24 protein-coding genes are annotated in these 26,474 nt (G+C 66.8%); 15 read left to right on the top strand and 9 right to left on the bottom strand.

What is annotated here, in order from left to right; genetic code table 11:
• The first annotated feature begins 73 nt into the window (after positions 1 to 73).
• From ACFVTD_RS06060 to ACFVTD_RS06040, 5 genes are all read left to right on the top strand, one after another.
• Complete coding sequence (locus ACFVTD_RS06060) at positions 74 to 1,144, top strand: Gfo/Idh/MocA family protein (RefSeq protein WP_387559582.1); 1,071 nt, start codon at positions 74 to 76, stop codon at positions 1,142 to 1,144.
• A gap of 204 nt (positions 1,145 to 1,348) precedes the next feature.
• Entirely contained in the window at positions 1,349 to 2,311 is a 963-nt protein-coding gene (locus ACFVTD_RS06055) for a hypothetical protein (RefSeq protein WP_387559579.1), read from the top strand.
• Between the two features lie 88 nt (positions 2,312 to 2,399).
• The gene (locus ACFVTD_RS06050; RefSeq protein ID WP_387559576.1) at positions 2,400 to 3,827 is read left to right on the top strand and encodes a hypothetical protein; all 1,428 of its coding nucleotides are present in this window, start codon (positions 2,400 to 2,402) and stop codon (positions 3,825 to 3,827) included.
• Positions 3,828 to 4,112: 285 nt separating this feature from the next.
• Entirely contained in the window at positions 4,113 to 5,321 is a 1,209-nt protein-coding gene (locus ACFVTD_RS06045; RefSeq protein WP_387559573.1) for a serine/threonine-protein kinase, read from the top strand.
• Positions 5,318 to 5,815 carry a hypothetical protein gene (locus tag ACFVTD_RS06040; RefSeq protein ID WP_387559570.1) on the top strand — a complete coding sequence of 166 codons (498 nt, stop codon included), beginning with the start codon at positions 5,318 to 5,320 and terminating at the stop codon, positions 5,813 to 5,815. Before ACFVTD_RS06045 ends, ACFVTD_RS06040 begins: the two co-directional genes overlap by 4 nt.
• 80 nt (positions 5,816 to 5,895) lie before the next feature.
• Here the strand turns inward: ACFVTD_RS06040 and ACFVTD_RS06035 are convergent, their stop codons facing one another.
• The gene (locus ACFVTD_RS06035; protein ID WP_387559567.1) at positions 5,896 to 8,115 is read right to left on the bottom strand and encodes an NADP-dependent isocitrate dehydrogenase; all 2,220 of its coding nucleotides are present in this window, start codon (positions 8,113 to 8,115) and stop codon (positions 5,896 to 5,898) included.
• Positions 8,116 to 8,442: 327 nt separating this feature from the next.
• Here ACFVTD_RS06035 and ACFVTD_RS06030 point away from each other — a divergent pair, with 327 nt between their 5' ends.
• A complete protein-coding gene (locus ACFVTD_RS06030; protein ID WP_387559564.1) occupies positions 8,443 to 9,411 on the top strand; it encodes a hypothetical protein in 969 nt (322 codons plus the stop codon).
• Between the two features lie 7 nt (positions 9,412 to 9,418).
• The gene (locus tag ACFVTD_RS06025; protein WP_387559561.1) at positions 9,419 to 9,568 is read left to right on the top strand and encodes a hypothetical protein; all 150 of its coding nucleotides are present in this window, start codon (positions 9,419 to 9,421) and stop codon (positions 9,566 to 9,568) included.
• Between the two features lie 139 nt (positions 9,569 to 9,707).
• Here the strand turns inward: ACFVTD_RS06025 and purH are convergent, their stop codons facing one another.
• Positions 9,708 to 11,393, bottom strand: coding sequence for a bifunctional phosphoribosylaminoimidazolecarboxamide formyltransferase/IMP cyclohydrolase (gene purH, locus ACFVTD_RS06020; RefSeq protein ID WP_387559558.1), 1,686 nt, complete (start codon positions 11,391 to 11,393; stop codon positions 9,708 to 9,710).
• 140 nt (positions 11,394 to 11,533) lie between these two features.
• On the opposite strand from purH, the gene ACFVTD_RS06015 reads away from it, so the two are divergent.
• Positions 11,534 to 12,886, top strand: coding sequence for an MFS transporter (locus tag ACFVTD_RS06015; protein WP_387559555.1), 1,353 nt, complete (start codon positions 11,534 to 11,536; stop codon positions 12,884 to 12,886).
• Between the two features lie 113 nt (positions 12,887 to 12,999).
• Here the strand turns inward: ACFVTD_RS06015 and purN are convergent, their stop codons facing one another.
• Positions 13,000 to 13,581 (bottom strand): phosphoribosylglycinamide formyltransferase, encoded by a 582-nt coding sequence (gene purN, locus ACFVTD_RS06010; RefSeq protein ID WP_387559552.1) that lies wholly within the window; start codon positions 13,579 to 13,581, stop codon positions 13,000 to 13,002.
• 39 nt (positions 13,582 to 13,620) lie between these two features.
• On the opposite strand from purN, the gene ACFVTD_RS06005 reads away from it, so the two are divergent.
• On the top strand, positions 13,621 to 14,052 hold the full coding sequence (locus ACFVTD_RS06005; RefSeq protein WP_387559549.1) for a hypothetical protein: 432 nt from the start codon (positions 13,621 to 13,623) through the stop codon (positions 14,050 to 14,052).
• Positions 14,053 to 14,066: 14 nt separating this feature from the next.
• Here ACFVTD_RS06005 and ACFVTD_RS06000 read toward each other — a convergent pair whose 3' ends face one another.
• Both ACFVTD_RS06000 and ACFVTD_RS05995 read right to left on the bottom strand, forming a co-directional pair.
• Positions 14,067 to 15,383 carry a DUF6350 family protein gene (locus ACFVTD_RS06000; protein ID WP_387559546.1) on the bottom strand — a complete coding sequence of 439 codons (1,317 nt, stop codon included), beginning with the start codon at positions 15,381 to 15,383 and terminating at the stop codon, positions 14,067 to 14,069.
• A 438-nt stretch (positions 15,384 to 15,821) separates the two neighbouring features.
• Complete coding sequence (locus ACFVTD_RS05995; RefSeq protein ID WP_387559543.1) at positions 15,822 to 16,664, bottom strand: DUF2382 domain-containing protein; 843 nt, start codon at positions 16,662 to 16,664, stop codon at positions 15,822 to 15,824.
• 259 nt (positions 16,665 to 16,923) lie between these two features.
• Between ACFVTD_RS05995 and ACFVTD_RS05990 the strand changes: the two genes are divergently transcribed.
• Together ACFVTD_RS05990 and ACFVTD_RS05985 are read left to right on the top strand one after the other, a co-directional pair.
• Complete coding sequence (locus ACFVTD_RS05990; protein ID WP_387559540.1) at positions 16,924 to 18,081, top strand: glycosyltransferase family 4 protein; 1,158 nt, start codon at positions 16,924 to 16,926, stop codon at positions 18,079 to 18,081.
• The gene (locus tag ACFVTD_RS05985; RefSeq protein WP_387559537.1) at positions 18,078 to 19,445 is read left to right on the top strand and encodes a UDP-glucose dehydrogenase family protein; all 1,368 of its coding nucleotides are present in this window, start codon (positions 18,078 to 18,080) and stop codon (positions 19,443 to 19,445) included. Before ACFVTD_RS05990 ends, ACFVTD_RS05985 begins: the two co-directional genes overlap by 4 nt.
• Positions 19,446 to 19,464: 19 nt before the next feature.
• On the opposite strand, the gene ACFVTD_RS05980 is transcribed toward ACFVTD_RS05985, so the two are convergent.
• Complete coding sequence (locus tag ACFVTD_RS05980; protein ID WP_387559534.1) at positions 19,465 to 20,328, bottom strand: HAD hydrolase family protein; 864 nt, start codon at positions 20,326 to 20,328, stop codon at positions 19,465 to 19,467.
• A 198-nt stretch (positions 20,329 to 20,526) separates the two neighbouring features.
• Here ACFVTD_RS05980 and ACFVTD_RS05975 point away from each other — a divergent pair, with 198 nt between their 5' ends.
• A complete protein-coding gene (locus ACFVTD_RS05975) occupies positions 20,527 to 20,796 on the top strand; it encodes a GlsB/YeaQ/YmgE family stress response membrane protein (RefSeq protein ID WP_141161250.1) in 270 nt (89 codons plus the stop codon).
• Between the two features lie 210 nt (positions 20,797 to 21,006).
• Entirely contained in the window at positions 21,007 to 23,118 is a 2,112-nt protein-coding gene (locus ACFVTD_RS05970) for an EAL domain-containing protein (protein ID WP_387559531.1), read from the top strand.
• Positions 23,119 to 23,132: 14 nt separating this feature from the next.
• On the opposite strand, the gene ACFVTD_RS05965 is transcribed toward ACFVTD_RS05970, so the two are convergent.
• Positions 23,133 to 23,507 (bottom strand): hypothetical protein, encoded by a 375-nt coding sequence (locus ACFVTD_RS05965; RefSeq protein ID WP_387559528.1) that lies wholly within the window; start codon positions 23,505 to 23,507, stop codon positions 23,133 to 23,135.
• A 221-nt stretch (positions 23,508 to 23,728) separates the two neighbouring features.
• Between ACFVTD_RS05965 and ACFVTD_RS05960 the strand changes: the two genes are divergently transcribed.
• The gene (locus tag ACFVTD_RS05960) at positions 23,729 to 24,283 is read left to right on the top strand and encodes a dihydrofolate reductase family protein (protein WP_387559525.1); all 555 of its coding nucleotides are present in this window, start codon (positions 23,729 to 23,731) and stop codon (positions 24,281 to 24,283) included.
• On the opposite strand, the gene ACFVTD_RS05955 is transcribed toward ACFVTD_RS05960, so the two are convergent.
• Entirely contained in the window at positions 24,280 to 24,630 is a 351-nt protein-coding gene (locus ACFVTD_RS05955) for a hypothetical protein (protein ID WP_387559522.1), read from the bottom strand. The two genes, ACFVTD_RS05960 and ACFVTD_RS05955, sit on opposite strands and share 4 nt — an antisense overlap.
• 73 nt (positions 24,631 to 24,703) lie before the next feature.
• Between ACFVTD_RS05955 and rlmC the strand changes: the two genes are divergently transcribed.
• Positions 24,704 to 25,831 carry a 23S rRNA (uracil(747)-C(5))-methyltransferase RlmC gene (gene rlmC / locus ACFVTD_RS05950; RefSeq protein ID WP_387559519.1) on the top strand — a complete coding sequence of 376 codons (1,128 nt, stop codon included), beginning with the start codon at positions 24,704 to 24,706 and terminating at the stop codon, positions 25,829 to 25,831.
• On the opposite strand, the gene ACFVTD_RS05945 is transcribed toward rlmC, so the two are convergent.
• Complete coding sequence (locus ACFVTD_RS05945) at positions 25,828 to 26,469, bottom strand: FMN-binding negative transcriptional regulator (protein WP_387559516.1); 642 nt, start codon at positions 26,467 to 26,469, stop codon at positions 25,828 to 25,830. The two genes, rlmC and ACFVTD_RS05945, sit on opposite strands and share 4 nt — an antisense overlap.
• Positions 26,470 to 26,474 lie beyond the last annotated feature (5 nt).

Genomic DNA, 26,474 nt, shown 5'->3' with positions numbered 1-26,474 from the left:
CTCTTTTCCCATAGCTCCTCCCCTCGCCGGAGGTTCTCCTCTCCTGCGGTGCCGCTGTGACAGGATGGCAGCTATGAGCGCTCCCATCGCCACACCGTGGCTTTCCACGCAGCCTGACCAGGATCCCCGGACCGCCACCGGAAACCCGCTGCGCTGGGGAATCATCGCAACGGGCAGCATCGCCCGGGCCGTCTCCCAGGATTTGGCACTGCTTGAGGATGCCGAGCTCTATGCGGTCAGTTCCAGGGCGCAGGACACCGCGGATGCGTTCGCCGTGGCCTACGACTTCGCAAAGGCCTACGGGGACGACGGCGGGGTCCCCGGCTACCAGCGGCTGCTCGCCGACGATGCGGTGGACGTTGTCTACGTCGCCACCCCGCATGCGCAGCACCACGAGATGGTCCTGGCTGCGCTGAACGCGGGCAAGCACGTCCTGTGCGAAAAGGCCTTCACTATCAACGCCCGGGAAGCGGCGGAGCTAATCGAGGTTGCGCGCAGCCGGAACCTGTTCCTGATGGAGGCGGTCTGGAGCCGGTTCCTGCCGTCAATGCAGCGCGCTTTCGAAATTGCGGCGTCCGGCGAGCTGGGCGACATCCATTGGGTCACTGCAGACCTTGGTTTCCCAGCGCCCTACTCCCCCACGGCGAGGTTGTGGGCGCGGAAGGACGGCGGAGGTGCCCTGCTGGATCTGTCCGTTTACCCGCTGCTGTGGGCGCTGGGTACTATTGGTTTTCCGCAGACCGTCAGTGCCACAGGCTTCGTCAACGACGACGGCGTGGACGCCCAAAACGCACTGAGCCTTGGCTACGGCCACGCCGCCCAGGTCCAGCTCACCTCCTCCCTCCTGGCCCACGGTCCGCGCACTGCCACGGTGGCCGGGAGCCTGGGGTTCCTGCAGAGCGTGGGTTCCATCAACAATCCCCGCGAACTGGTCATCGCCAGGGGGTGGGAGGACCGCCGGACAGAGACCTTCGACGTCGTGGGAAAGGGCTATGCCTACGAGCTCCGCGAGGTGATGCGGTGTGTCCAGCAGGGGCTGACCGAGAGCCCGGTAATGCCGCTTGAGGACACCCTGAACACGATGCGCCTCTTCGACGGTGTTCGCGCGCAACTCGGGGTGACCTACCCCAACGACAGGCACTAGCAGGACCGACAGAGGCTGCGCACGACGGCGACGGGCAGCTTTTGCTTGAAGATCAAGTACCGCGGCCCCTTTTTTTCCGTTGACAGTTTCTGCGTCCATTGCCGGCATTTGTAAATTCCCTTGACTGAATGCTGGACTTTGAGCGATAAGCAGTCTTAGCATTTAGGCAGCATCGATTGCGCCGGTCACTGGGGGGTGGTACGCATGGCTCGTAATAGCTCGCCATGGCATGCCCTGCGCCCTGTACTTCTTGCCGGAGCTGCAGCCGTCACATGGCTGACCCTTTCCTCAACGGCTGCAACCGCCGACACAAGTACTGAGTCCTCCTCCCTGCTGAACGGGGTCACCAGTTCCGTGTCCTCCCTGACCCAGGATCTTCCGGCAACCGTCGCACAGGTTCCTGCCGGCTCCGCGGGCGGCCACGCTGCGGAGCCCGGGCTGCTGCAGCCTGCCGTAGCACCGGTTGCCGGCCTGGCGGACAACCTCATCGCCGCCGTTCCCGTGGTGGACCAGGTGGTTCCGGCCGGAACTGTTTCCGGGGTTTCGGATCCTGTGGTTCAGATTGCCGACAACGTGGCTGCGGGTGTGGCCCGGGATCTTACAGCCCCTGCAGCCGAGGCTCTTCCGGTGCTGGAGCCGGTGCTCCAGCCGGTTTCAGATCTTCTGACCGGCGCTGTTCCGCTGGCCCTCCCATCCTTGGATGACGTGCAGGTGGATGTTCCCGGCACAGTGGTCCCCGCTCCTGCGCAGGAGCAGCCCCCAGCGGTGGAAGAGGCGCCGGATGCTATAGGCACGGCCGCAGAATCCGGCGAGGCAGTTGATGAGCTGTCCGCGGCAGCAGCCGGCATTTACGGGCCGGGCCTGGAATCCTCGGATGCACGCGTCCTGGCCGGCGCGGCAGTAACAAAGGCCCTGGTTTTCGAGGCCATGGGCTCCCAAGCGGAACAGCCGCTGGCTGTCGACCCGTTGCCCGTTCCTGCCCAGGCTCCGGCAGCCCCGGCGTCCGGCGCAGGCAGCAGCGGTTCATCGGGCGGCACGTCGGCCGCCGCCGCGTGGCTCAACCCCATTCACTTCGACCTTGAAGGGGCCGGCGCTGTCCGCGCCGACCCGTCCCCCGGGCACGTTCCCTCACCGGTGTCATTCGACCCCGGCTCTTCTCCTGACTAGTTGAGACCCCCTGCCCTGCCACGGGCAGCACGCGGCTCTACGGGCAGCTCTCCAGCGCCCGGACACTCAACTATTCAGGAGTACAACCATGAACTGCACACTTCGCAGGGGGCTGCTGAGCACCCTCTTTGCCGGCGGCCTGCTGGCCTTCGGCTGCGCCACCGCTAACGCGGCGGACACCACCAGCGGGACGGACCTCTCCGCCTCCGCCCTGGTCTCGGCGGCGGCACCCGCTGACTCGACGTCGTTGGGCCTGCTGGGTGACCCAACGCCGGCCGGATCAACAGGTGTCGCCGCTGCAGTGGACGTCAACCTCGGGCTGGGGGCTGTCGCGCCCACAGATACCTCAACCACCGGCACCACTGACGTGGCGGCCGCAGCGGACGTCAACCTCGGCCTCGGCGGCGTCGCCGACCCCGCCACCGGCACGGGAACCACGGCAGACCTCGCCGCCAACGCCAACGTGGACCTCGGGCTCGGCAATGCCACAACCACCGATCCCACAACCACCGGCACCACCGACCTCGCCGCCGCAGCGGACGTCAATCTCGGGCTGGGCAGCATCACCAGCCCCGCCACCGACGGCACGGGAACAACGGCGGACCTCGCCGTCGACGCCAACGTGGACCTGGGGCTCGGCAATGCCACAACCACCGATCCCGCAACCACCGGCACCACCGACCTCGCCGCCGCAGCTGACGTCAACCTAGGGCTGGGCAGCATCACCAGCCCCGCCACCGACGGCACGGGAACAACGGCGGACCTCGCCGTCAACGCCAACGTGGACCTCGGGCTCGGCAATGCCACAACCACCGATCCCGCAACCACCGGCACCACCGCAGATCTCGCCGTCGACGCAGCAGTCAACCTCGGGCTGGACAGCATCACCAGCCCCGCCACCGACGGCACGGGAACAACGGCGGACCTCGCCGTAGAAGCAGCTGTAGGCCTAGGCCTTGGCGGCATGACCGGTGGCGACACGGCGGCAGCGATCGACGCAGCCGCAGACCTTGCTGTTGATCCAGGCACCGGAACCGCAGGCAACGGCGGCCTCGATGCCGTCGCCGATCTTGGTATTGACCTGGGCATCGGGCTCGGCGGTGACAACACCACGGGAACTCCGGGTACCTCGGATCCGGGTACCACCGGCCCGGGTGACGGCACCACCGGTGACACCGGCACCCTTGACCCCGGCGCGGACAACCCGGGTTCGGACAACGCTGGAGACAATGGCGCCGGCAACGGCACCACAGGCGATGACTCGACCGGCGGTACGGGTACTGCAGGCGTCGACGGCTTCACGGCAGCACCAGCCGGCTCCGCGGCAGTCAGCGGGGCCATCGCCCCTGTGACTGCGCCACGGGTTGCCCCTGCCAGCGGCAACCCGGCGGCTGGTACGGCGAACGGTGCCCACACAGCCCTTGCCAACACGGGCTGGGACGGATCGCTGGTTCCCCTGGCCCTGCTGCTGCTGGCCGCCGGGATCCTGGTGCTCCGCAGGCGCAAGGTCTCGTAGCGGCCCACGACAGAACGGTATGTGCCCGCACCTGTGCGCCTGAAGCGGCAGCACGCAGCGGGCTGGCGGAAGGAGGTCAGCAGCCCCGAAACGCATTACCTGTATAAAACATGTCTTCAGCACACATGTCCTTGTAGCCGGTAGTCCGGCGGCGAATGTGTTCGAAAATCGCCGCCGGGCTGTCGGCGTGCCGGGAGGCGAACGCCGGGGTCAATCGCCGGTTCTGCCCCACCGCCCGTATAATTTGGGGTACGACAGTGCCGCAGCGCACCGGGAGGAACGGTCATGGTGGCGGAATCGCCTAGCTCCATCAAGAATGAAGTTGTCGGCGGTCGCTACCGTTTGGGTGAAGTCGTAGGCCGTGGCGGAATGTCGTCGGTCTATTGTGCGCGGGACGAAAACCTGGGCCGCGACGTTGCATTGAAGCTTTTCGCCCCGCAAGCCCCGGACGCGGACGAGCTCAAGCGGCAGGAAGCCGAAATCCAGCTCCTGGCAACGCTCAACCACCCCGGCCTGGTGACACTTTTCGATGCGGGAATCGATGACCGTATCCCGGATGAGCCCCGGCCGTTCCTGACCATGGAACTGGTGGAGGGCCAGGACCTGCGCAGCCGTATCCGCCACAGCACCGTTCCGTTGGAGGAGTTGTCGGTCATCGGCGCCGGCATCGCCGACGCCCTGGCCTATGTGCACGGCCTGGGTATCATCCACCGCGACATCAAGCCGGGCAACATCCTCCTGGTGCAGATCCGCCCCGGCGAACCGCTGCGTCCCAAGCTCACGGATTTCGGCATCGCGAGGATTGTCGATTCCACCCGGCTCACGGCCACGGGCACCATGGTGGGGACCGCCGCCTACCTCAGCCCGGAGCAGGCCCTGGGCAAACCCCTGTCGTCGGCCACGGACATTTATTCTTTGGGGCTGGTGCTGCTCGAATGCATCAAAGGCACCGTCGAATACCCCGGCAGCGCCGTGGAGTCGGCGGTTGCGCGGCTCCACCGTGCCCCGGAAATTCCCGACGACGTCCCCTCAGAATGGGCCGACCTGATCCGTTCGATGACCGCCATCGAGCCGCTGGAACGGCCGGCTGCCGCTGACATTGAAACGGCGCTGCGCCAAGCGCTGGTCTCCCCCGCGTCGACGCCGGGCGAGCTGGCACCGGAAACGACGCGCGTACTGCCGGCCATGCCCTTCCACCCTCCCTCCATTACCGCAGAGGAATCGGTGGATGAGGTGCGGGAGGCTGCGGCGGCACCCGGGACTGCGGGTCCTGCCCCGGACACGGAGGCCGGCAAGTCCGGTTCAAAGCCGCGCCTGACCCGGAGCCGGCGCATCTGGCTGGCCGTCGTGGTCGGCGTCTTGTTGGTTGCCGCAGCCGCCGCTGCGGTGCTGATGAGCATCTCCGCCCGCCCGGCCGACGTCGTGCCTTATCCGACTGTGACGGGCGTTCTGGGTGACCATCTGCAGGAACTCCAAAAGAGCGTGGCACCGTGATCCTGAAGCAGGGTACGCCGGGCCGGCTCCTGCTGGCCTGGGGCGCGGCTGCGCTGGCGGCAGCCCTCCTCAGTGCCTGCGCCGCCCCTGGGACCGGACTGCAGCGCGAAGCCGCAACCCAGTTGCAGGCCCGGGTGCTTGAAGTTACCCAGGCCTCGTCCCAGAATGATCCCGAAGCCGCGCTGAAGGCATTGGAGGGTCTGGAAGCGGACCTTTCCGCGGCGCAGGCCAAGGGTCAGGTTTCCGAGGAAAGGCGCCGCAGCATCACCACCGTGGCCACGGCCGTCCGGGCAGACCTCAACGAAGCAATCAGCGCGCAGGCCGCGGCCGCGAAGGCTGCCGAAGACGCCAGGATTGCCGCCAGCCAGGCAGCGCAGGCTCCTACAACCGCTCCCGGCCCCGCCCCGCAGCCAGCCCCTGCGCAAGGCAACTCCTCGGGAAATGGCTCAGACGCCGGCAAGAACAACGGCGACAAGGGCAAGGGCAAGAACTAGGTCCGCACCCAGCAGCAAACGAAAGAAGCGGTGCTCCGGTAAAACCGGAGCACCGCTTCTTTGTGCCGTAACGGCAGGTGCTAGGCCAGGCTGGCGATGACCTTGTTCAGCGTGGCGGAAGGACGCATGACGGCGGACGCCTTGGCATCCTCCGGACGGTAGTAGCCTCCAATGTCCACCGGTGATCCCTGGACCTCGGCCAGCTCGCCCACGATCGTTTCTTCCTTGGTGGAAAGCTCGTTGGCGACCGGGCTGAACGCGGCGGCCAGGTCGGCGTCGTCCGTCTGCTTGGCCAGTTCCTCGGCCCAGTAGCGGGCCAGGAAGTAGTGGCTGCCCCGGTTGTCCAGCTCACCGGCGCGGCGGCTCGGGGACTTGTTCTCCAGCAGGAACGTGCCGGTGGCGCGGTCCAGGGTGTCGGCCAGGACCTGGGCGCGGGCGTTGCCGGTGGTGGTGGCCAGGTGCTCGAAGCTGACGGCCAGGGCCAGGAATTCACCCAGGCTGTCCCAGCGCAGGTGGTTTTCCTTCAACAGCTGCTGGACGTGCTTGGGAGCGGATCCGCCGGCACCCGTTTCGAAGAGCCCGCCGCCGTTCATCAACGGAACAACCGAGAGCATCTTGGCGCTGGTGCCCAGTTCCAGGATGGGGAACAGGTCCGTGAGGTAGTCGCGGAGTACGTTGCCAGTGACGGAGATGGTGTCCTCGCCCTTGCGGATGCGCTCGAGGGTGAAGGCAGTGGCCTTGACCGGCGACATGATCTGGAGGTCCAGGCCCTCGGTGTCGTGGTCCTTCAGGTACTCGTTGACCTTGGTGATGAGGTTGGCGTCGTGGGCGCGCTGTTCGTCAAGCCAAAACACGGCCGGAGTCTGGGAGGCGCGGGCACGGGTGACGGCCAGCTTGACCCAGTCGCGGATGGGGGCGTCCTTGGTCTGGCAGGCGCGCCAGATGTCACCGACGGAAACCTCGTGCTCCAGCAGGACGTTTCCGGAGCCGTCAACAACCTGGACGGTGCCGGCTTCCTGGATTTCGAACGTCTTGTCGTGGCTGCCGTATTCCTCGGCGGCCTGTGCCATGAGGCCCACGTTGGGGACCGTGCCCATGGTGGTGGGGTCGTAGGCGCCATTGGCACGGCAGTCGTCGATGACCACCTGGTAGATGCCCGCGTAGGAGCTGTCCGGGAGGACTGCCAGGGTGTCGGCTTCCTTGCCGTCCGGGCCCCACATGTGGCCGGAGCTGCGGATCATGGCGGGCATGGAGGCGTCCACGATGATGTCGGAGGGTACGTTCAGGCTGGTGATGCCCTTGTCGGAGTCCACCATGGCCAGCGCGGGGCCGTCTTCCAGGCCCTTCTTGATCAGGTTCTGGACGCCGTCGCGGACGTCCGCCGGCAGGTCTTCGAGGCTGCTCAGGATGGCTGCGAGGCCGTTGTTGGGGCTGATGCCGGCGGCGGAAAGCTGCTTGCCGTAGGTCTCGAACAGCTCGGAGAAGTACGCCTTCACCACGTGGCCGAAGATGATGGGGTCCGAGACCTTCATCATGGTGGCCTTGAGGTGTGCGGAGAACAGCACGCCCTCTTCCTTGGCGCGGGCAACCTGCGCCTTCAGGAACTCGTCCAGGGCGGCGGCGCGCATCACGGTGCCGTCGATGACCTCGCCGGCCAGGACCGGGAAGGCCTTCTTCAGGACCTTGACCGAGCCGTCTTCGCGGACCAGCTGGATGGCAATGGTGCCTTCGGATTCGATGACCACGGACTTCTCGTTGGAGCGGAAATCGTCCTGGCCCATGGTGGCCACGTTGGTCTTGGACTCCGGGGTCCACGCGCCCATGGAGTGCGGGTTCTGGCGGGCGTAGTTCTTGACGGACAACGGGGCGCGGCGGTCCGAGTTGCCCTCGCGCAGGACCGGGTTCACGGCGGAGCCCTTGATCTTGTCGTAGCGCGAGCGGATGGCGGTCTCTTCGTCCGAGGACGGGTTGTCCGGGTAGTCCGGCAGCGCGTAGCCCTGGCCCTGCAGCTCTGCAATGGCGGCCTTCAGCTGCGGGATGGACGCGCTGATGTTGGGCAGCTTGATGATGTTGGCTTCCGGCGTCTTCGCCAGCTCACCGAGTTCAGCAAGGGCGTCACCGATCTGCTGCTCGGGGGTCAGGTAGTCACCGAAGACGGCGATGATGCGGCCGGCGAGCGAGATGTCGCGGGTCTCCACCTCCACACCTGCTGTCGAAGCAAACGCCTCGATGATGGGCAGGAACGAATAGGTAGCCAGCATCGGCGCTTCGTCGGTGTGGGTGTAGATAATCTTGGACATGCGCGGGCGTCTCCCTGTGGGTCGGCTTGGTTGTGAAAATTCGGTCTATTTCACCATGTACAACTTACCCGAGGACCCGGCTTTGAACCGTACCGGGACCCCAGCGTTACCCCGGCGGTGAGCAGGATTACAGCGATGGAGAACGGACGACGGCGGCGGCGGGCGTGGGTGCCGGGGCCACCGCTCTGCGTACGGTGCGGATAGGGAGAGGAAAGGGCGCCGGCCGCTATTTGATATCTCACTACTGTGTACAAACTTGCCGGGTGACGATAAGTTCGCTAAGTCACTCCCGCCCCAGGCCCCACCCCCCTTCCAGACAGGACAACAATGACACGCACCAGGTCTCTGGCCTCCGGCCTCCTCACTCTCTCGGCGGCGGCAGTGCTGGCTTTCGCTTCCGCAGGCGGGGCCTCCGCCGCCCCGGCTTCGTCCGACGGAGACGACACTCCGTCGGTAGCCAGCGTCACGCTCGATGCCGGCGCTGCAGCCGATTACTGGACTCCGGAGCGGATGAAGGCAGCCGTTCCTGGTGACACGCTGGCCGGCAAGGCCCTGGAACGTGGAAACCGCTCCAGCGCCGCCCTCGTGGAGAAGGGAAAGCCTTCCACCACCCAGGGCACCAAGGGCAAGCCCACCATCGCCAAGAGCGAGAACCCCGTCTCGCACATCGGCAAGGTCTTCTTCACCCTCGGCGGTACAAACTACGTGTGCTCGGGCAACGCCGTGTCCTCAAAGAACGGCAGCACCGTGGCCACGGCCGGACACTGCGTGAACGAGGGTCCCGGCGCCTACGCCACCAACTTCATCTTCGTGCCCGCCTATGAGAATGGCACGGCACCGTACGGCAAGTGGACCGCCAGGGCGCTGTACGCCCCCAACCAGTGGGTTTCCAACGGCGACATGACGTATGACACGGGCTTCGCCGTCGTAGGGAAGAACGCCCAAAGCCAGACCCTGACGTCCGTCGTCGGCGGCTCCGGCGTGGCCTTCAACCAGGCTCGCGGCCTGACCTACACGTCGTACGGCTACCCCGCCGCCTCGCCGTTCAATGGTGAGGCCCTCTGGAGTTGCACCGGCGCCGCAGCGCCCGACCCCAACAACCCGCAGTTCGGCACCCAGGGCATCCCCTGCGACATGACCGGCGGCTCCTCCGGCGGCCCGTGGTTCATTGGCAGCGGCTCGGGTGGGGTCCAGAACTCCATCAACAGCTACGGCTATAACCGGTCCGCCGTGATGTACGGCCCGTACTGGGGCTCCGTCATCCAGTCCACCTACGCCAATGCAGCGGCCTCCTAGCAAACCCGTGCCGGAGGACGACGGTTCCGTCAGCCACGTGGAACTGAACCAGTCACCCGAGGAAGTCCTCGAGTACTGGACCGAGGAGCGGATGGCGGCAGCGAAGCCCCGGGAGATCCAACTTCCGGAGCCGGAAACTCCTACCGACCAGCACTAAGCCAAAACAACAACGACGGCGCCCGTCCCCTTCGCAGGGGACGGGCGCCGTCGAAGGTTAACCACCATCCACTGCTCCGTAACTGCCGTTTTCACGCTCGAAAACGGCAGTTACGGAGCAATCGATGAACGGTGGCGGGCTAGTGGAAGAAGTGGCGGGCTCCCGTGAAGTACATGGTGATGCCGGCGGCGTTCGCCGCGGCAATGACTTCCTCATCCCGGACGGAACCGCCCGGCTGCACCACGGCGCGGACACCGGCGTCGATCAGGATCTGCAGGCCGTCGGCGAACGGGAAGAACGCGTCCGAGGCAGCAACGGCACCGCGGGCACGCTCAGGCGCGCCGCTCGCGTCCGCGTTGGAGGCACCGCCGGCACCTTCGACGTCGGACTCCACCGTGACACCCAGCGTGTTGGCCCGCTCCACGGCGAGGCGGCAGGAATCAAGCCGGTTGACCTGGCCCATGCCGATGCCTACCGCGGCACCGTTCTCTGCGAGGAGGATGGCGTTGGACTTCGCGGCCCGGCATGCAGTCCAGGCGAAGGCAAGGTCCGCGAGGGTCTTCTCATCGGCAGCCTCGCCGGCGGCGAGGGTCCAGTTGGCGGGGTTGTCGCCGTCGGCGTCCACCTTGTCCGTGACCTGCACCAGCATGCCACCGGAGACCTGGCGGAACTCCGTGGGGTACCGGCCGTAGCCCTCGGGCAGGGTGAGGAGGCGGATATTCTTCTTCTTGGCGAGGATCTCCACGGCTTCCGGCTCGAATCCGGGTGCGATGACCACTTCGGTGAAGATGTCCTTGACGGTGTTGGCCATGCCGGCGGTGACGGTGCGGTTGGAAGCGATCACGCCACCAAATGCGGAGACGGGGTCGCAGGCGTGGGCCTTGGCGTGTGCGTCAGCGATGGCGTCAGCGGCATCAGCGGAACCGACGGCCACACCGCACGGGTTGGCGTGCTTGATGATGGCGACGGCGGGCTCGCTGAAGTCATAGGCAGCGCGCAGGGCGGCGTCGGCGTCGACGAAGTTGTTGTAGCTCATGGCCTTGCCGTGCAGCTGGTCCGCCTGGGCGATGCCGACGGGCGCAGCCTTGTCCACGTACAGGGCTGCTTGCTGGTGGGGATTCTCGCCGTAGCGGAGGACCTCGGAGCGTTCCAGGGACAGGCCGGCGTAGGCGGGCCAGTCGATGACGCCGTCGCCGTCCTCGTCAAGGAACTGGCTGGCGGTCCAGGTGGCCACCGCATTGTCGTAGGCAGCGGTGTGCGCGAAGGCCTTCGCGGCGAGGCGTCGGCGGGTCTTCAGGTCGAAGCCGCCTTCCGCGGCAGCCTCCACCACCTGTCCGTAGAAGGTGGGGTCCACCACGATGGCGACGGCGGCGTGGTTCTTCGCGGCCGACCGCACCATGGCGGGGCCTCCAATATCGATCTGCTCCACGACGTCGTCCTGCGCGGCACCGGACTTGACGGTCTCCACGAACGGGTAGAGGTTCACCACCACCAGGTCGAAGGCTTCGATGTCCATGCTGGCGAGCGTCTCCATGTGGGCCGGGACGCGGCGGTCCGCCAGGATGCCGCCGTGGACGCGCGGGTGCAGCGTCTTGACGCGGCCATCCAGCATCTCGGGCGAACCTGTGACTTCCTCAACCTCCTGCACGGGAATGCCCGCGGCGGCGATCTTCTTGGCCGTGGAGCCGGTGGAGACGAGCTTCACGCCTGCTGCGTGCAGGCCCGAGGCGAGCTCCTCCAGACCGGTTTTGTCGTAAACCGAGATCAAAGCCCGGCGGATGGGTACACGGTCAATGGATACGCGCTCATGCTGCGTGAAGCTCACAAATGTCTCCGTCTTATCTCGCGGAACAAACCGCGGTTGGTGGGGATAGGGCCAGTTTATCGCGAAGGGCGCGGATGGCCTGTGTCTGCCGGAGTGTGAACGCCGTGGGCGCGGACTAGAGTTTTGACCAGGAGGCGGCGATGAATACTTACACCACTGTGCCCAGCGGCGAACAGGTGGTCCAGGAACTGCCCTGGCGATGGAAAGTCCAAGGCAGGATCTTCCTGATCGGCGGGCTCGGCTTCATGTTCGACGCCTGGGACGTGACCCTGAACGGCATCCTGATCCCGCTGCTGTCCAAGCACTGGTCGCTGTCCGCCGGGGAGGCGGCCTGGGTTGGAACTGCGAACCTGATCGGCATGGCGCTGGGCGCCTTCATCTGGGGAACCATCGCGGACACGGTGGGGCGGAAGAAGGCGTTCACCGCCACGCTGCTGCTCTTCTCCGTGTTCACGGTCCTCGGTGCGTTGGCCCCCGATTTCGTCTGGTTCTGCGTGTTCCGGTTCATGGCCGGGTTTGGCCTGGGCGGGTGCATCCCCGTGGATTACGCGCTGGTGGGTGAGTTCACCCCGCGGAAACAGCGCGGGAAGGTGCTCACCGCCATGGACGGCTGGTGGCCGGTGGGCGCAGCCCTGGCCGGGTTCGTCTCGGCAGGCCTGGTGGCCCTCTACGGCGACTGGCGCCTGACCATGCTGGTCATGGTCCTGCCGGCCCTGCTCGTTTTCTGGATCCGGCGCAGCGTCCCTGAGTCACCGCTCTTCCTGATTCGGAAGGGTCGAAGGGAAGAAGCGGCCAAAATCATTGACGGCCTGGTGGAGGCCACAGGTGCGGAACCGCGTGCGTACAGCCTTCCCGATGCCCGGGATGTCCCCCGGCTTTCCGCCGGCAGCGCCTGGACCCAGCTGCGTTCGGTGTGGCAGTTCAACTGGAAGATCACCGCCGCGGCCTGGTCCCTGTTCTTCAGCGTCCTGCTGGTGTACTACCTGTCCCTGACGTGGATGCCCAGGATCCTGATTGGTGCCGGCTTCGCCGAGTACAAGGCGTTCATCACCACGGCGTCCATGGCCGCCGTCGGCTTCCTGGGCGTGGTGGTGGCCGCCCTCCTGGTGGAGCGGGTCGGGCGCAAATGGATTCTGGCCATCACCGGGCCGTTGTCTGCGCTGACCCTGGTGATCGTGGCATTCGTGGTGGATATCCCAACGGCCGCGGTGTTCTGGCTGCTGGTGTTCGGGTTCGTGGTGCAGGTAGCCATTCCGGTGCTCTACGCCTACGTGTCCGAGCTCTACCCCACCGAGCTGCGCGGCACCGGGTTCGGCTGGGCGTCCACATTCTCGCGTCTTGGGGCCGGCTTTGGGCCGCTGGTCTTCGCGAATTACTTCTGGCCGGAACTCGGGCTGGCCACGTCCTTTGCCCTGGCCGGGGCCCTGGTGCTGGCTTCCGTGCTGTGGATGGCGTTCTTCTCCCCCGAGACACGCCAGGCCCGCCTGCAGTAAGCCGCCGGCCGCGACGCCCTTCGCCACGGGCGACGCGCATATTCCCTGTCGCGGATTCGGGGTTCGCGAAGGAATGGGCGCGTCCTGAAACAGGGTGCGCCTCAGACAGTGGGTTAGGCGGCGGAGTATCCCGGGTCCGCGGCGAGTGCGGCCAGGGTGGAAACCAGGAGCCGACGCTCCACCACCTTGATGCGTTCGTGCAGGGTTTCCTCGGTGTCTGCGTCCTCGATGGCCACGGCTTCCTGGGCAATGATGGGGCCGGTGTCCACGCCGGCGTCGGCCCAGTGCACGGTGCAGCCCGTGACCTTGACGCCATAGGCCAAGGCATCGTGAACGCCGTGCGCGCCAGGGAAAGCCGGGAGCAGCGCGGGGTGGGTGTTGAGGTACCTGCCGTTGAACGCGTCGATGAAATCCGGGCTGACAATCCGCATGAACCCGGAGGACACCACAACGTCCGGCGAGTAGGCGGCGACGGCACTGGCCAGCGCGGCATTCCACTCGGCGCGGTCCGGATAGGCCTTGAAGTCCACCACAAAAGTGGGGATGCCGGCGGCAGCGGAGCGTTCGACGCCGTAGGTTCCCTCGCGGTCGGCGCCCACCGCCGCGATTTCCACATCGAGCTCCCCCGCCTCGACGGCGTCGATAACTGCCTGGAGGTTGGACCCGGTGCCGGAGACGAGGACGACGATACGCATTGGTCCAGCTTAGGTGCAGGCTCGCGTACGCTGGAAAACATGAACAGCGAACCGGGCCGGGGCGGGGGGCACCAGGCCAGGCCCCCGCTCAGCGAGGCAGCGAAAGCCTCCCGCGCCAAGACCCACACCCTGTTCAGGACGTTCGTGGTCACGGTCCTCGGGGCGTTCTTCGTGTACCAGCTGGACGTGGGCTACCTGTGGCTGACCATCCTGCTCACCGCGGCGAGCCTGGTCCTCGGCATAGTCCTGCTGGTCCGGTCCATCCGGTTGAAGGAGTCCAAGCTGGTCCTCCTGGGCACCATTTCCGGGCTGGTGGTGTCAGCCGTGATGGTGCTGCTGGTCGTCACCACCTTGGTCCTGTTTAACCAGGTGCGCGAGTACCAGGCCTGCCTGGGACGGGCGCTGACGGACCGGGCCACCCAGGTGTGCATGACGCAGTTCCAGGACGTCCTGCCCGCCAGGGTTCCCTAGCCCCGGAAGCGGTCCTAATGGACCAGTTCCCCTTCACGGTTGGCCGCCCCGGCCTTCTCCCGTTCCAGCCAGGGTCCGGCCGCGTAGCCAACGACGACGCCGACGGCCACCTCCGCAGCCACCCACAGGGCCGTCCATAGCGGATCAGGACCAATCGCGGTCAGGCGCCCCAGCCCTGCCGACCCCCGCGCGATCCAGGCCAGGCCCATAACCAGCACCCCCGCGGCCAGGCCCGCGAGCATACCGAGGACAAGGGTGGAGACGGTGGCGGTGAACCAGCGGGCGTGGACCTTGATGGCGAGCCACTCGTCAAAGTGGTTCTCCCCCTCCCGCAGGAACCACCATCCCGCCATGACGCCCGCCAGCACCGGGACGATCAGGGCGACGGCGGCGTAGTCCAGGGATCCTGACGGGATGGCGGCCAGGACAGGTATGGACGGGAGCGGTCCCACTGCCGTGCCCAGCGCCCCGGCCTGGGATCCGGCCCCGAGGGCAAATCCGGCCCCGGACGTCCACGCCAGTGCGAAGACCACAAGGTTGGGCAGGAAGCCCAGCTGCGCGATGGTGAGGGCGGCGCCTCCCACCGGGCCGGCGTCGAGCGCTTCATACACGGACACCACCAGGTTCCAGTGGATGAACAGGTCCACTGCCAGCAGCGCAGCGGCCAGGGTTAGGGCGGAGGCGACGGCAACAAAGCCCGCCTTCGCCGCGGAGGCAAAGTAGGATCCGGCCCAGCGGGAATGCTGGCTGGTGCGGGAGATCCAGTCCACCGCGTCGACGCCGATGAGCCGGCTCCAGGACTCGGCTTCCCTTCGCGCCCCGACCACCATGCCGAGGCCGAACGGGACCAGGGGAACCAGCATGGCGTACCAAAGATTGATGACGACGTCGCTGCTGCGGCAGACGAACCCGGTGGCTGCGCCGAACGCTGCATAGACTGCCCACGAACCCAGCAGGGCCTGCCACAACTGGTCAGTATACGAGGCCCGTGCGAGCCTCCGGCCCGCCCGCCACGCCAGGAGGAACGGGATCAGGGTCAGGCCCAGTGGAATCAGGCTCAGAGTGCCGGAGCCGCCGTGGGTGGCGGTCCCGGGACCGGCGCCGGCAAGCTCCAGCGGCACCCCATGGACCAGGAGCCAGGACTGCCCTGCCAGGCGTGCCAGTACCTCGAACTGCCCGTTCTCGAATCCCGCTGTGGCCCAGACTGCCACGATGGGCGCCACGACCACCAGTGCCGAGATGATGGCCGCCTGCGCTGCCTCCAGGGCACCCTGCAGCCACAACGGCATCGGAAGGCCACGGTCTCCGGTCTGATCAGCGCGCAGTTTCATCGTGTTCCATGGTGTCACGGCGGGTGCGCCGCATCCGCGAACGACAGGCTCGCGGTTGGCACCGATCAAGATCCAACTGCCCGGCCGTGCGGCGCTTTTTGCCTGGCCCCGCCGTAAAATTGGTAGAAACCAACACACGCCTGCCCCGCCGGGGCATCCCGCCTTCTCTGCTGGCCGTGGGCGTGAACCGGACCAGCCGCCTACCCGGATACCGTCAACCGGGAAAACAGGAGCCGCGAATGAGAGATGAACCGTAAGTTCTGAAGATATTCGTCCTACTGGCTGGTGCAGTTGCCGCTTCCAGCGCGGCTGCACCAGCGTTTTAAACGGTGCGGCGCCGGGAGCCTCCAACCAGGCTCCCGGCGCCGTTCACCGTGTCCGGGCCCGCTGCTCCAGCCAGCCGGCCCTGCTTAGCGGGGACAGAGTTCCCCCCTCCGGTCAGCGACTCGTGTCGCCGTCCGTGTCGATGTGCTCCTTGCGGACCTCCTCGTTGACTGTGACGTCATCGCGGACTGTCTCTTTGTCCAGCCGTACCCGCTCCACCGGTACGGCTTCCTTCTCCACGACGGGACGCTCCTCGTGGAGAACCACTTCGTGCTCTTCCTCGCTGATGGCAGGTCCGTCCAAGGCCGCACCGCGGTTGGCGTCCGTGATGGGCTCGCGCTCGACGCGGACTTCCTCACGCTCCACGGGGATCGTCTTGGTGACGTTCTCCGTAGTGACGTACTTGCGCAGCCGGGCCCGGCCTGCGGTCTCGCGCTCCTTGCCCACGTGCAGCTGTTCCTCGGACCGGGTCATGGCGTCGTCAGTGGTGGGGCCGGACGTATCGTGGCCCACGGTCCCGTGCGTGTGGGTGTCCCGGTCTGACGTGATTCCGGCGGTGGGAGTGCCGGCGTTCAGGTCCGCATCGCCCTGAAGGTCGGCGTCGCCGGCGGTGCCAGCGGTGGCCTCGGTGTAGGTCCGTGCACCGCGGTCGTAGTAGGTGTAGAGCCGGTCCTCTTCCTCGGGGGTGAGGTGGCCGTCGGCATCAACGCGGGGCGCGTCCTTGACGTGCTCCTTGGTGAAGGGCACTACCAGGTCTTCGCCTTGGTTGTGCGCGCCTTCAACCGGCACGAAGGATTCGGAGGTGCCGAAGAGGCCGGTCTTTACGGTGACCCAAGTGGGTTCGCCCGTATCGTCGTCTGCGTACAACTGGCCGATCGAACCGATCTTCGTGCCGTCGGAGCCGACCACGTGGCCGCCCTTGGTGAGCAGGTTTTCAAGGTTTTCCCTGTTGAGCATGACGTCTCCTTGGATTGTCGTTGCACTGGGTGTGCCAGCAGTGGATGTTCCGGACCGGGGCTGCCTCCCGTCATCCGGCTTCCGCCCCGGCTGCTTGAGGCTCTGCGCTGACTGCCCCACTACCGTAAGCATGCTTAGCATCAAATGCCAAGCCTACTTAGTACTTTTCTTGGCGTCCGGGGCAGCTGTTCACCCGGCCTTCTCCTCCGGGTAACGCTTTTTCCCCCGCCATTTCAAGGACGGCGCGCACGGTGAAGGGGTGAGGATCGCAATCGTCGCCGAATCATTCCTGCCGTTGATGAACGGCGTCACCCATTCAATCCTTCGGGTCCTGGACCACCTCCAGGAGCGGGGTGACGACGTACTGGTCATCGCTCCGTCAGCGCAGGAAGGAGCCGCGGCGGGCCAGGTCAAGGGAGCGGAGGTCCACCGGCTACCGGCAGTCCCGCTCGCCGGCTACACGAACGTCCGGGTGGCGATGGGCGGTGTGTACCGGGTCAAGCGAATCCTTGCCGACTACGCACCGGACGTCGTCCATCTGGCCTCGCCCTTCGTCCTGGGCTGGCGCGCAGTACAGGCAGCGCACCAGCTCGGCATCCCTACGGTGGCGATCTACCAGACCGAAGTTCCCAGCTACGCGGCCCGGTACGGCGTTCCCTTCCTGGAGAACTGGGCCTGGAACCGGGTGGAGAACATCCACGTGTTGGCCTCACGCACCCTGGTGCCCTCCACGTTCGCGCTGAACCAGTTGCGCGGACGGGGCATCCCGCGGGTGCGGATGTGGCGCCGCGGCGTGGACACCGCCCGGTTTTCGCCGGAAAAGCGCGACGACGGGTGGCGGGCTTCGGTTGCCCCGGACGGTGAGCGCATCATCGGCTACGTGGGCAGGCTGGCGGTCGAAAAGCAGGTCGAAGACCTCTCGGCCCTCGCCGGCATTCCCAACACCAGGCTGGTGGTGGTGGGCGACGGCCCGCAACGGGCAGCCCTGGAGGCGGCACTCCCGCAGGCGGCGTTCACCGGCTTCCTGGGCGGTGAAGACCTGGCGCGGACGGTGGCATCCTTTGACCTGTTCGTCCATCCCGGCGAGTTCGAAACCTTCTGCCAGACCATCCAGGAGGCCATGGCGTCGGGTGTACCGGTAGTGGCGACGGGCCGGGGCGGCCCCTTGGACCTGGTGGAGAATTCACGCACCGGCTGGCTCTACGAACCGGGTGACCTGTCCGCCCTGCGCGCCCGGGTGCAGGACCTGGTGGGCGACGACGCCAAACGCCGCGCCTTCGCCGCCGCGGCCCACGCCTCGGTCCAGGACAGGACGTGGCCGGCGCTTTGCACTGAACTGGTACGGCACTATTCGGACGTCATAGCGGCGGTGCCCGCACCCCCGCGGAAGGCTTCAAAGGCAGGAGCAACATCATGAAGATATCGGTGATCGGCTGCGGGTATCTCGGCGCCGTCCACGCGGCTACCCTTGCGTCCATGGGCCACACGGTGGTGGGCATCGACGTTAATCCCGGCAAGGCGGCCCAGCTGGCGCAGGGAGCTGCACCGTTCCACGAACCCGGGCTTGATGAGCTCCTGGCGCACGGCCGTGCCACCGGACGGCTGCGCTTCTCCACGGATCCGGCCGAGGCGCGCACGGCCCAGGTCCACTTCCTGTGCGTGGGGACGCCGCAGGACAAAACGTCCGACGCCGCCGACCTGACCTTCCTGGTCTCCGCCGTGGAAGGGCTGCTGCCGCATCTGGCCGCGGGCGCCGTCGTCGTCGGTAAATCCACGGTGCCGGTCGGCACTGTGGACATGCTCCGGGAGATCCTGGCGCGGCGGCCGGATGTGATGCTCGGCTGGAACCCCGAATTCCTGCGGCAGGGCACCGCCGTCAAGGACTCACTGGTCCCGGACCGGCTGGTCTACGGCGTTGACGGCGGCCGCTCCGCGGCGTTCAACCCCCACACCGGGGCACCGACCGGCGTGACTGAGGCCCTGGACGCCGTATACGAACCGCTCCTGGCTGCCGGCATTCCCAGGCTGGTCTGCAACTTCGCCACCGCCGAACTCATCAAGTCCGCCGCGAATGCATACCTGGCCACGAAGGTGAGCTTCATCAATGCCGTGGCCGAACTGTGCGACGCCGCAGGCGCCGACGTCACGGAGCTCAGCGAGGCAATGGGGCTGGACCCGCGGATCGGCAGCCGGTACCTGCACGCCGGGCTCGGCTTCGGCGGCGGCTGCCTGCCCAAGGACATCCGCAGCTTCCGCACCCAGGCGGCTGCCCTGGATGTGCCCGCCGTGGAGGACTGGATGCGCCTGGTGGATTCCGTGAACCTGGGCCAGCGGGAGCGCACGGTGGGACTGGCCGCAGAGTTGTGCGGCGGAACCCTCGCCGGGCGTTCCATCACCGTGCTGGGCGCATCATTCAAGCCTGACACCGACGACATCCGCGACTCCCCTGCCCTCGATGTTGCGGACCGGCTGGCCGCTGCCGGAGCCCACGTCACCGTCACGGATCCCAAGGCAGTGAACCTTGCGTGGCGCCGTTATCCGAGGCTTCGGTTCGAGGCCTCCGCCCAGCGGGCGCTCCTGGATGCCGAGCTGGTACTGCTCCTCACGGAGTGGGATGAGTACCGGCAGCTGTGTCCCGCCGCGGCCGGGCAGCAGGTACGACGCCGGGTGGTCCTGGACGCGCGCAACGTGCTGGATGCGCAGGCCTGGCAGGAACACGGCTGGGTGGTGCGCGGGCTCGGAACGGCCCCCGGCGCCCTGACGGCGGCCGCAGCGCGCTGAAGGCAGGCCACGCGCAGGGCTAGCCCAGGAGTCCAAGCTCCCCGAACGCCAGCGCCACGCCGTTGCCGGCGGGCGGGACCGTGATCCGGTCCGCTACGGCAAGCACAGCGGGATGGCCGCCTTCCACGGCGATGCCCACCGCCGCGTACTCAAGCATCTCGATGTCGTTGGCACTGTCGCCGATGGCCACGATGTCCGCCCGGTCCAGGCCGAGCCGGGCTTCCACTACCTGGATGCCCACGGCTTTGTGGGTGCCGGCCATGAAGATCTCCCCCGCACGGTCCCCCAGCGCCGACAGTGAGCTGGGGATCAGGCCGACCCCGGGGCCGAAGTCTGCCATCAGTCGGGCCAGCGGCACCGGTGAGTCAAAGCAGGAGATTTTGGCGTAGGAGGTGGCTCGGAGATCATCGCCGTACTGCATCGGCCCCAGGATGTCCTCCAGCGGGTCGACATCCGTGCTGAGGATGCCGTCATGCTGGGGTCGGCCGGCAAAGATGGGCTCCAGGACCTCCCGGAGCCGGCGGTCCACGCCGGTCCGGCCGTGCAGCGCCTCCGGCGCTTCCAGGATGTAGGCGGCGCCGTGGGCATCGAGCGTTTCGACGAGGCGTGCGGCGAGCCCAGGTTCAAAACGTGCGTCCTTGAGCACTTCACCGCCGACCTCAACCCTGGCACCGGCCCCCGTGATGGTCCCGTCAAAACCCGTGTCCAGGATGTGCCCGGGGACCATGGCAAGGGGACGCCCGGTGCAGACGAAGACCAGGTGGCCGAGCTTCCGGGCAGTCCGGACGGCGTCGACATGCGCCTCGGGAGCCAGCCCGTGGTCGGCGTAGGTGCCGTCGATATCGAGGAATATGGCCCTCTGCCGCGAGGCCTGGCTGGACATGCGAGCTCCTTCATCAGATGCAGGGACACCCAGATCCTATCGGCAGCGGTTTGTCGACGGCACAGGGTTCCCCCACGTCAGGACCAAACTGACAGTCATCCTGTGATATCGGAGGTCTTGCAGAATAGTAAGCCTGCTGATTGAATGAGGGAACCGGAAATGGGGGCCCGGCACAACTGACTGACAAGGAGTGGCAACATGGGCATTATCGGATTTCTCATTTTGGGCCTGATTGCTGGAGCCATTGCAAAGGCCATCCTGCCGGGCCGCCAAGGCGGGGGCTGGGTGGTCACCATGGTCCTCGGCGTTGTCGGAGCCATCTTGGGCGGCTGGATCGGATCGCTGATCTTCGGCGGCGGACTGGCGGAGTTCTTCGACCTCCGGACCTGGCTGCTGGCCATCCTCGGCTCGATCATCGTGCTGCTGATCTACGGCGCCGTCACCAACCGCAGTGGCCGCCGGGTATAGCCGCCAACATCACCTATCGGTAAAAAGCGCCGGACTCCACGTGGAGGACGGCGCTTTTTACGTTCTGCCGCAAGTCAGTGCCGATTCGATCTGAGGTGGCCGGGGCCGCCCATTTTCCTCCTGCTGCCTTTATGATGGCGAAGGGGTGGTGTGATGACCGGTTTTCTGGGCCGTGACAACAGTGTGGCATTACAAACTTTCGGTACGGTCATGAATGCAAGTCCGGACGCACTTTTGGCGCTGGACACGAACGGGACCATCCTGGCGGCCAACACTGCAGCCTCAAGGATGTTCGGGCTGCGGCAGGAAATCTTTTCCGGCCTGGACTACCGGCGGCTCATTGGGGAGAATTTCCACGACGACGTGGCCCTGCTGCTGCACCAGCTCCTGGCCCTGCCGGAAGAGCTTCCGCCGCCGCGGGAAATCACCGCACTGAGGCAGGACGGGACCGAGTTCCCCGTTGAACTCGCCGCCGCCCTCCTCCCCCACCAAGACCCGCCGGATTCAGGGAACAGCCCCGGCGGGAGCGGGCCGCCAACCGCCAGGCTGCTGCTCTCCATCCGCGGCACAGCCCACCGGAAGGCGGCCGACGCAAACCTCCGCGAGGCCATGTCGCTCCTGACGGCCACCCTGGAATCAACCGCAGACGGCATCCTGGTCATCGCCAATGACGGCAGTGTGGCCGGCTTCAACGACCAGTTCCTTTCGATGTGGCGTATTCCTCCCGAGCTGATGGAAGGGGACAGCGAGGATCCGATCATGCGGGTCGTCGTGGAGCAGGTGGCCGACCCCGTGGCCTTCACCGCCAGGCTGGGCGAACTCCAGGACGATCCGGCAGTGGAAAGCCACGACGTTGTGGAATTCCGTGACGGCCGTACCTTCGAGAGGTATTCGCGCCCTCAACGGGTGGGCGAGAAGATTGTGGGCCGGGTGTGGAGCTTCCGCGATGTGACGCCGCGGCGAAAGGCGCAGGAGCAGGCCCACCGGGCCATGATGGACCTCGCAGTGCAGGCGGAGAAGCTGCGTGCCATGGCCTTCCAGGATCCGCTGACCGGACTGGCCAACCGTGCGGTGTTCAACGACGCCCTGGCCGAATCGCTGCAGGCACCGCGGCTGAAAACGGTGGATGTCCTGCTCCTTGACCTGGACGATTTCAAGGAAGTCAACGACATCCTCGGCCACCAGGCCGGTGACGACATGCTCATCGAAGTGGCGCGCCGGCTCCGGGGCTGCGTCCCGACGGCTGACGTGGTGGCACGGCTGGGCGGGGACGAGTTTGTGGTGCTCCTGACGGCCTGCCCCGACGCTGATGCCATCGCGGCGTGCATCGTCCGCTGCCTGCACGTTCCGGTAACCATCAGCGGCACCGTCCTCCGTCCCAGCCTGAGCCTGGGGGTGGCCTCCCTGGGCCAGGACAGCATGGGGCCTTCCGAGCTCCTGCGGCATGCGGACATTGCCATGTATGCGGCGAAGGCTGCCGGCAAGAACCGGTTCCTGCGCTTCCACCCGGACATGATGCAGGCATTGGTGCAGCGGACGCATATGGAGAGTGGCCTGCAGCTTGCTGTCCCCCGAGGCGAGATTACCGTCGACTTCCAGCCGATCGTTTCGCACCGCATGGGCCAAGTGGTCCAGCTTGAGGCTCTGGCCAGGTGGGACCGGGGCGGCGAGCGCGTGCCGCCGTCGATCTTTATCCCGCTCGCCGAGCGCACCGGGCTGATTGGTGAGATCGGCGCCGAGGTGATGGCCACGGGCATGGTGCAGCTGGCACGGTGGCTCAGCGAGGATCCATCACGGTCCTTGGCTGTGAATGTTTCCGGCGTGCAGCTGCAGGAACCGGACTTCGCCGACGGCGTCCTCAAATTGGCCGAGGCCAGTGGCGTCGCACCTTACCAACTGGTGGTGGAGGTCACCGAGAGCGTATTTTTCGACGCCGACTGCAGCCTGATCCAGCAGCTCAGCGCGCTGCGCGATGCGGGTGCCCGGGTGGCCCTGGACGATTTCGGTACCGGCTATTCGTCGCTGGGCCGGCTGCAGGACCTGCCGGTGGACACCGTCAAGATCGACAAGACCTTCGTGTCCATGGTTAGGACCGGGAACGAGCGGCTGCCGATCCTCAGTTCCATGATCAACATGGCACACAGCCTGGGGCTGACTGTTACGGCGGAAGGAATCGAGACGGCCGCGCAGGCGGATTACCTGACGGCGCTGGAGTGCGATTCGCTGCAGGGGTACTTGTTCTCGCTGCCGGAACCCGGTGACCGGCTGGGCCAGGCGTTGAATCACGCAGAAGAGGCCCTCCATGCCCTGAAGGGCAGGTAGCCGGGCTGCTCCGCCTAGGCTGCTTCCTGGCGGCCGGGGCGCTCCGGTTTTGCGGGCGCGGGGTGGGAGTTCCGGGGCTGCGCGGGGTACGGCGCTTCGCCGGCGGCGGCGGACGGGGCGGCCGTCCCGGTGGTGGCGGCGGGCGCGGCGGCGCGGTTCCGGCGCCAGCGGCGCACCAGGTCGACGGCGGCCAGCAGCCCTGCGAGCGGGGTCAGCACGGCTGCGGCATAGACGAACAGCATCCATGTCAGGGTGGTGAGCGGCGGCTGGTTGTTGTTAAGCAGCGACAGCCCGCCAAACAGCGCAACAACCCAGAACAGCAGGACAGCCGTCAGCACGGCGCCGGCAGGGAAATACTGGTTGGTCACGATTTTTTTCAGGGTTTCCATGCACTTCCTCCTGCCTGGCCGGGGGGACGGCGAAAGCCGTTCAATGACAAGTATGGGCCCCGGCGGGCAGGAAACTGTGCAAGACGACACGGCGAGTGATGAAGCTAACGCGGCCGCCCGCCGTCGTACGATTTGCGGGGCTGGGCTGCTGGTTTTCCCCTTTTCGTCAAGCGTCCGGGCGAATACCGTAAAGCCTGTCCGCTCACTATTTGGAGGCTCCCATGCGCAAAGTCACCGCCGGCCTGTTCCACTCCGTGGACGGTGTGGTGTCCGAACCGTTCAACTTCCAGTTCGACAGCTTCGACGCGGAGCTCGGCGAGGGCCTGACCAGGATGATCAACAGCGTGGACACGGTGGTCCTGGGCCGGGTCAGCTACCAGGAGTGGGCCGGGTATTGGCCTACCGCCCCGCAGGACCAGGACTTCGCGGCGTTCATCAACCCCGTGGAGAAGTTCGTCGCCTCGCGCACGCTGACAGGGCCGCTGGAATGGGAGAACTCGCAGTTGATGGATGAACCGCTTGAGGATTTCGTTGCGGGCTTGAAAGAGCGCGACGGCGGCGAAATCGCGGTGTGCGGGAGCATCTCGGTGGTGCGGCAGCTGTTGTTCGCCGGGCTGCTGGACTCGCTGCAGCTGATGACCCACCCGGTGGTTGCGGGCAGCGGGCGGCGGTTGTTCGAGGACGGCGACCCGCTGACCCGCCTGGTGCTGCAGGAGCAGTCCACCACGAGCAAGGGCAACGTGCTGAGCACCTATGGGGTCCGCGCCAACGATTAGGCTGCCAGCGGCGCCCCGAACAGTTCCTCCGCGAGCCGGGCCAGGTGGTCCGGGATGTCCGCCTCGGATGCGTGTTCGCCGCGGCCCAGGAAGACTGCGGTGCCGCGGATCCCGTCGAGGTCCAGGCCGCACTCGTGCATCAGCTGTCCGGCGCGGAAGTTGACCGGGAGGACCATTGTGCCGCTTTCCGCGTTGAGGTAGACATGCCAGTCGCCGCGGATTACCGACTCCAGCGGGCCGCCCACCAATGATTCAAGGGCCCGCAGGTCCGGGCCCACCTGTTCCAGGCGCATGGGCTCGGAATTGCCGGCCGGTACGACGAGTGCTGTGTAAGTCCTGGTGTCCATCGTTCGTGTCTCCACTGTGTTTAACACCTGTGGAGGGGGCCGTGTTCCCACGACCGGGTAAACTTGTGCAGTCATGCGCTGTTCCTACTTTGATGCCGGCACCTGCCGCTCCTGCACCCAGATGGGCGTGCCGTACGGCGAACAGCTGGCCGGTAAGCAGCTGCACTGCCAGGCCCTCCTTGCCGGGCACACGGACCTGGAATGGCTGGAGCCCGTGGCCAGCCAGGAGTCCGGCTTCCGCAACAAAGCCAAGATGGTGATCGGCGGAACGGCGCAGAACCCCACCATCGGAATCCTTGACGCCGACGGCCACGGCGTGGACCTGCGCAAATGCGGCGTCTGCTCCCCCGGCCTGCGCGCCGTCTTCCCGGTGCTGGCCACCTACATCCGCCGCCTCCGCCTGACGCCCTACGACGTCCCGAAACGCACCGGGGAACTCAAGCACGTCATCATCACCGAATCCCCGGACGGCGAAGTCATGCTCCGCCTGGTCCTCCGTTCGGAACAGGTACTGCCGCGCATCCGGAAGCACCTCCCCGAACTCCTGGCCGACCTGCCGCAGGTCAAGGTGGTCTCCGTCAACCTGCTCCCGGAGCACAAGGCCGTGCTCGAAGGCGACCGGGAGATCCTGCTGACGGAGCAGTCCACCCTGGAGATGCGGGTCAATGACATCAACCTGCACCTGCGGCCGCAGAGCTTCTTCCAGACCAACACCGCCATGGCCGCGGCCCTGTACCGCCAGGGACGCGAGTGGGTGGATGAACTGGCGCCCGCCTCGGTGTGGGACCTCTACTGCGGCGTGGGCGGTTTCGCCCTGCACAGCGCTGCCCCGACCCGCACGGTCACCGGCATCGAGGCGAGCAGCGAGGCCATCGTCTCGGCGCGGCTCAGCAGCGACGAGGCAGGCCTGGCGGGCATGGAGTTCCATGCAGGGGATGCCACCGCCTACGCGCTCGGGGCCGAAGAGTCGCCGGACCTGGTCATCGTGAACCCGCCGCGGCGCGGCATCGGCAAGGAGTTGTGCGGCTGGCTGGAGTCCTCGGACGTGCGGCACGTGGTCTACTCCAGCTGCAACGCCACGTCGCTGGCCCGTGACCTGGCCGCCCTCCCGTCCTTCACTGCCCGGCGCGCACGGGTCCTCGACATGTTCCCGCAGACCACACACTACGAGGTCATGGTGCTGCTGGAACGGGCAGCTTAGCTCCGGTTTCCCGGTGCATTGGGGCGGACGCGTTCGACGGCGGCCGCACCGGTTTCCCGGCCGATCGACCGGAGGCCCGCTGCCACCCCTGCCGCGTCGGCTGCGGAGCGGTTCTGGCTCAGTTTCTCCTTCGCCTCGATCCGGGTAATGACCAGTTCCACGCCCACGATCGCCCGCAGCTGCCCGGCGATGAACTTCTCCGGAGCGTCGTCCACGGCCCACGGATCCTGCCGGCCGCCTTCATGCAGCCCGGTCAGGTGGCGGACATGCCGGGCCAGCCAGCCGGCGTCGTCATGGACCACCAGCTCCCCGTAGACATGCGCCGTGCTGTAGTTCCAGGTGGGGACCACCCGGCCGTGTTCCGCTTTGGAGGCGTACCACGACGGCGAGACGTAGTCGTCCGGGCCCTGAATGATGGCCAGCGCTTCACCGGTTGGCGCGGTGGACCACTGCGGGTTGCTCCGGGCCATGTGCGCCTGGAGTGAGCCGTGCTCCCCCACGCCCGGATTGACGGCGACGGGCAGCAGCGTCGCCAGCAGGCCGGCGTCGGTCATGGTCACCAGGTTGGCGGCGCCGGGGTGCGCCAACAGGTTCCGGACGGCGTCGGGTTCGGCGGCGAAATGGGCAGGAATGTACATTGGAG

Source organism: Pseudarthrobacter sp. NPDC058119, assembly GCF_042884655.1.
Classification (GTDB): domain Bacteria; phylum Actinomycetota; class Actinomycetes; order Actinomycetales; family Micrococcaceae; genus Arthrobacter.
Note: the sequence above shows the minus strand (reverse complement) of the source record. Positions and strands in the feature narration are given on the sequence as shown.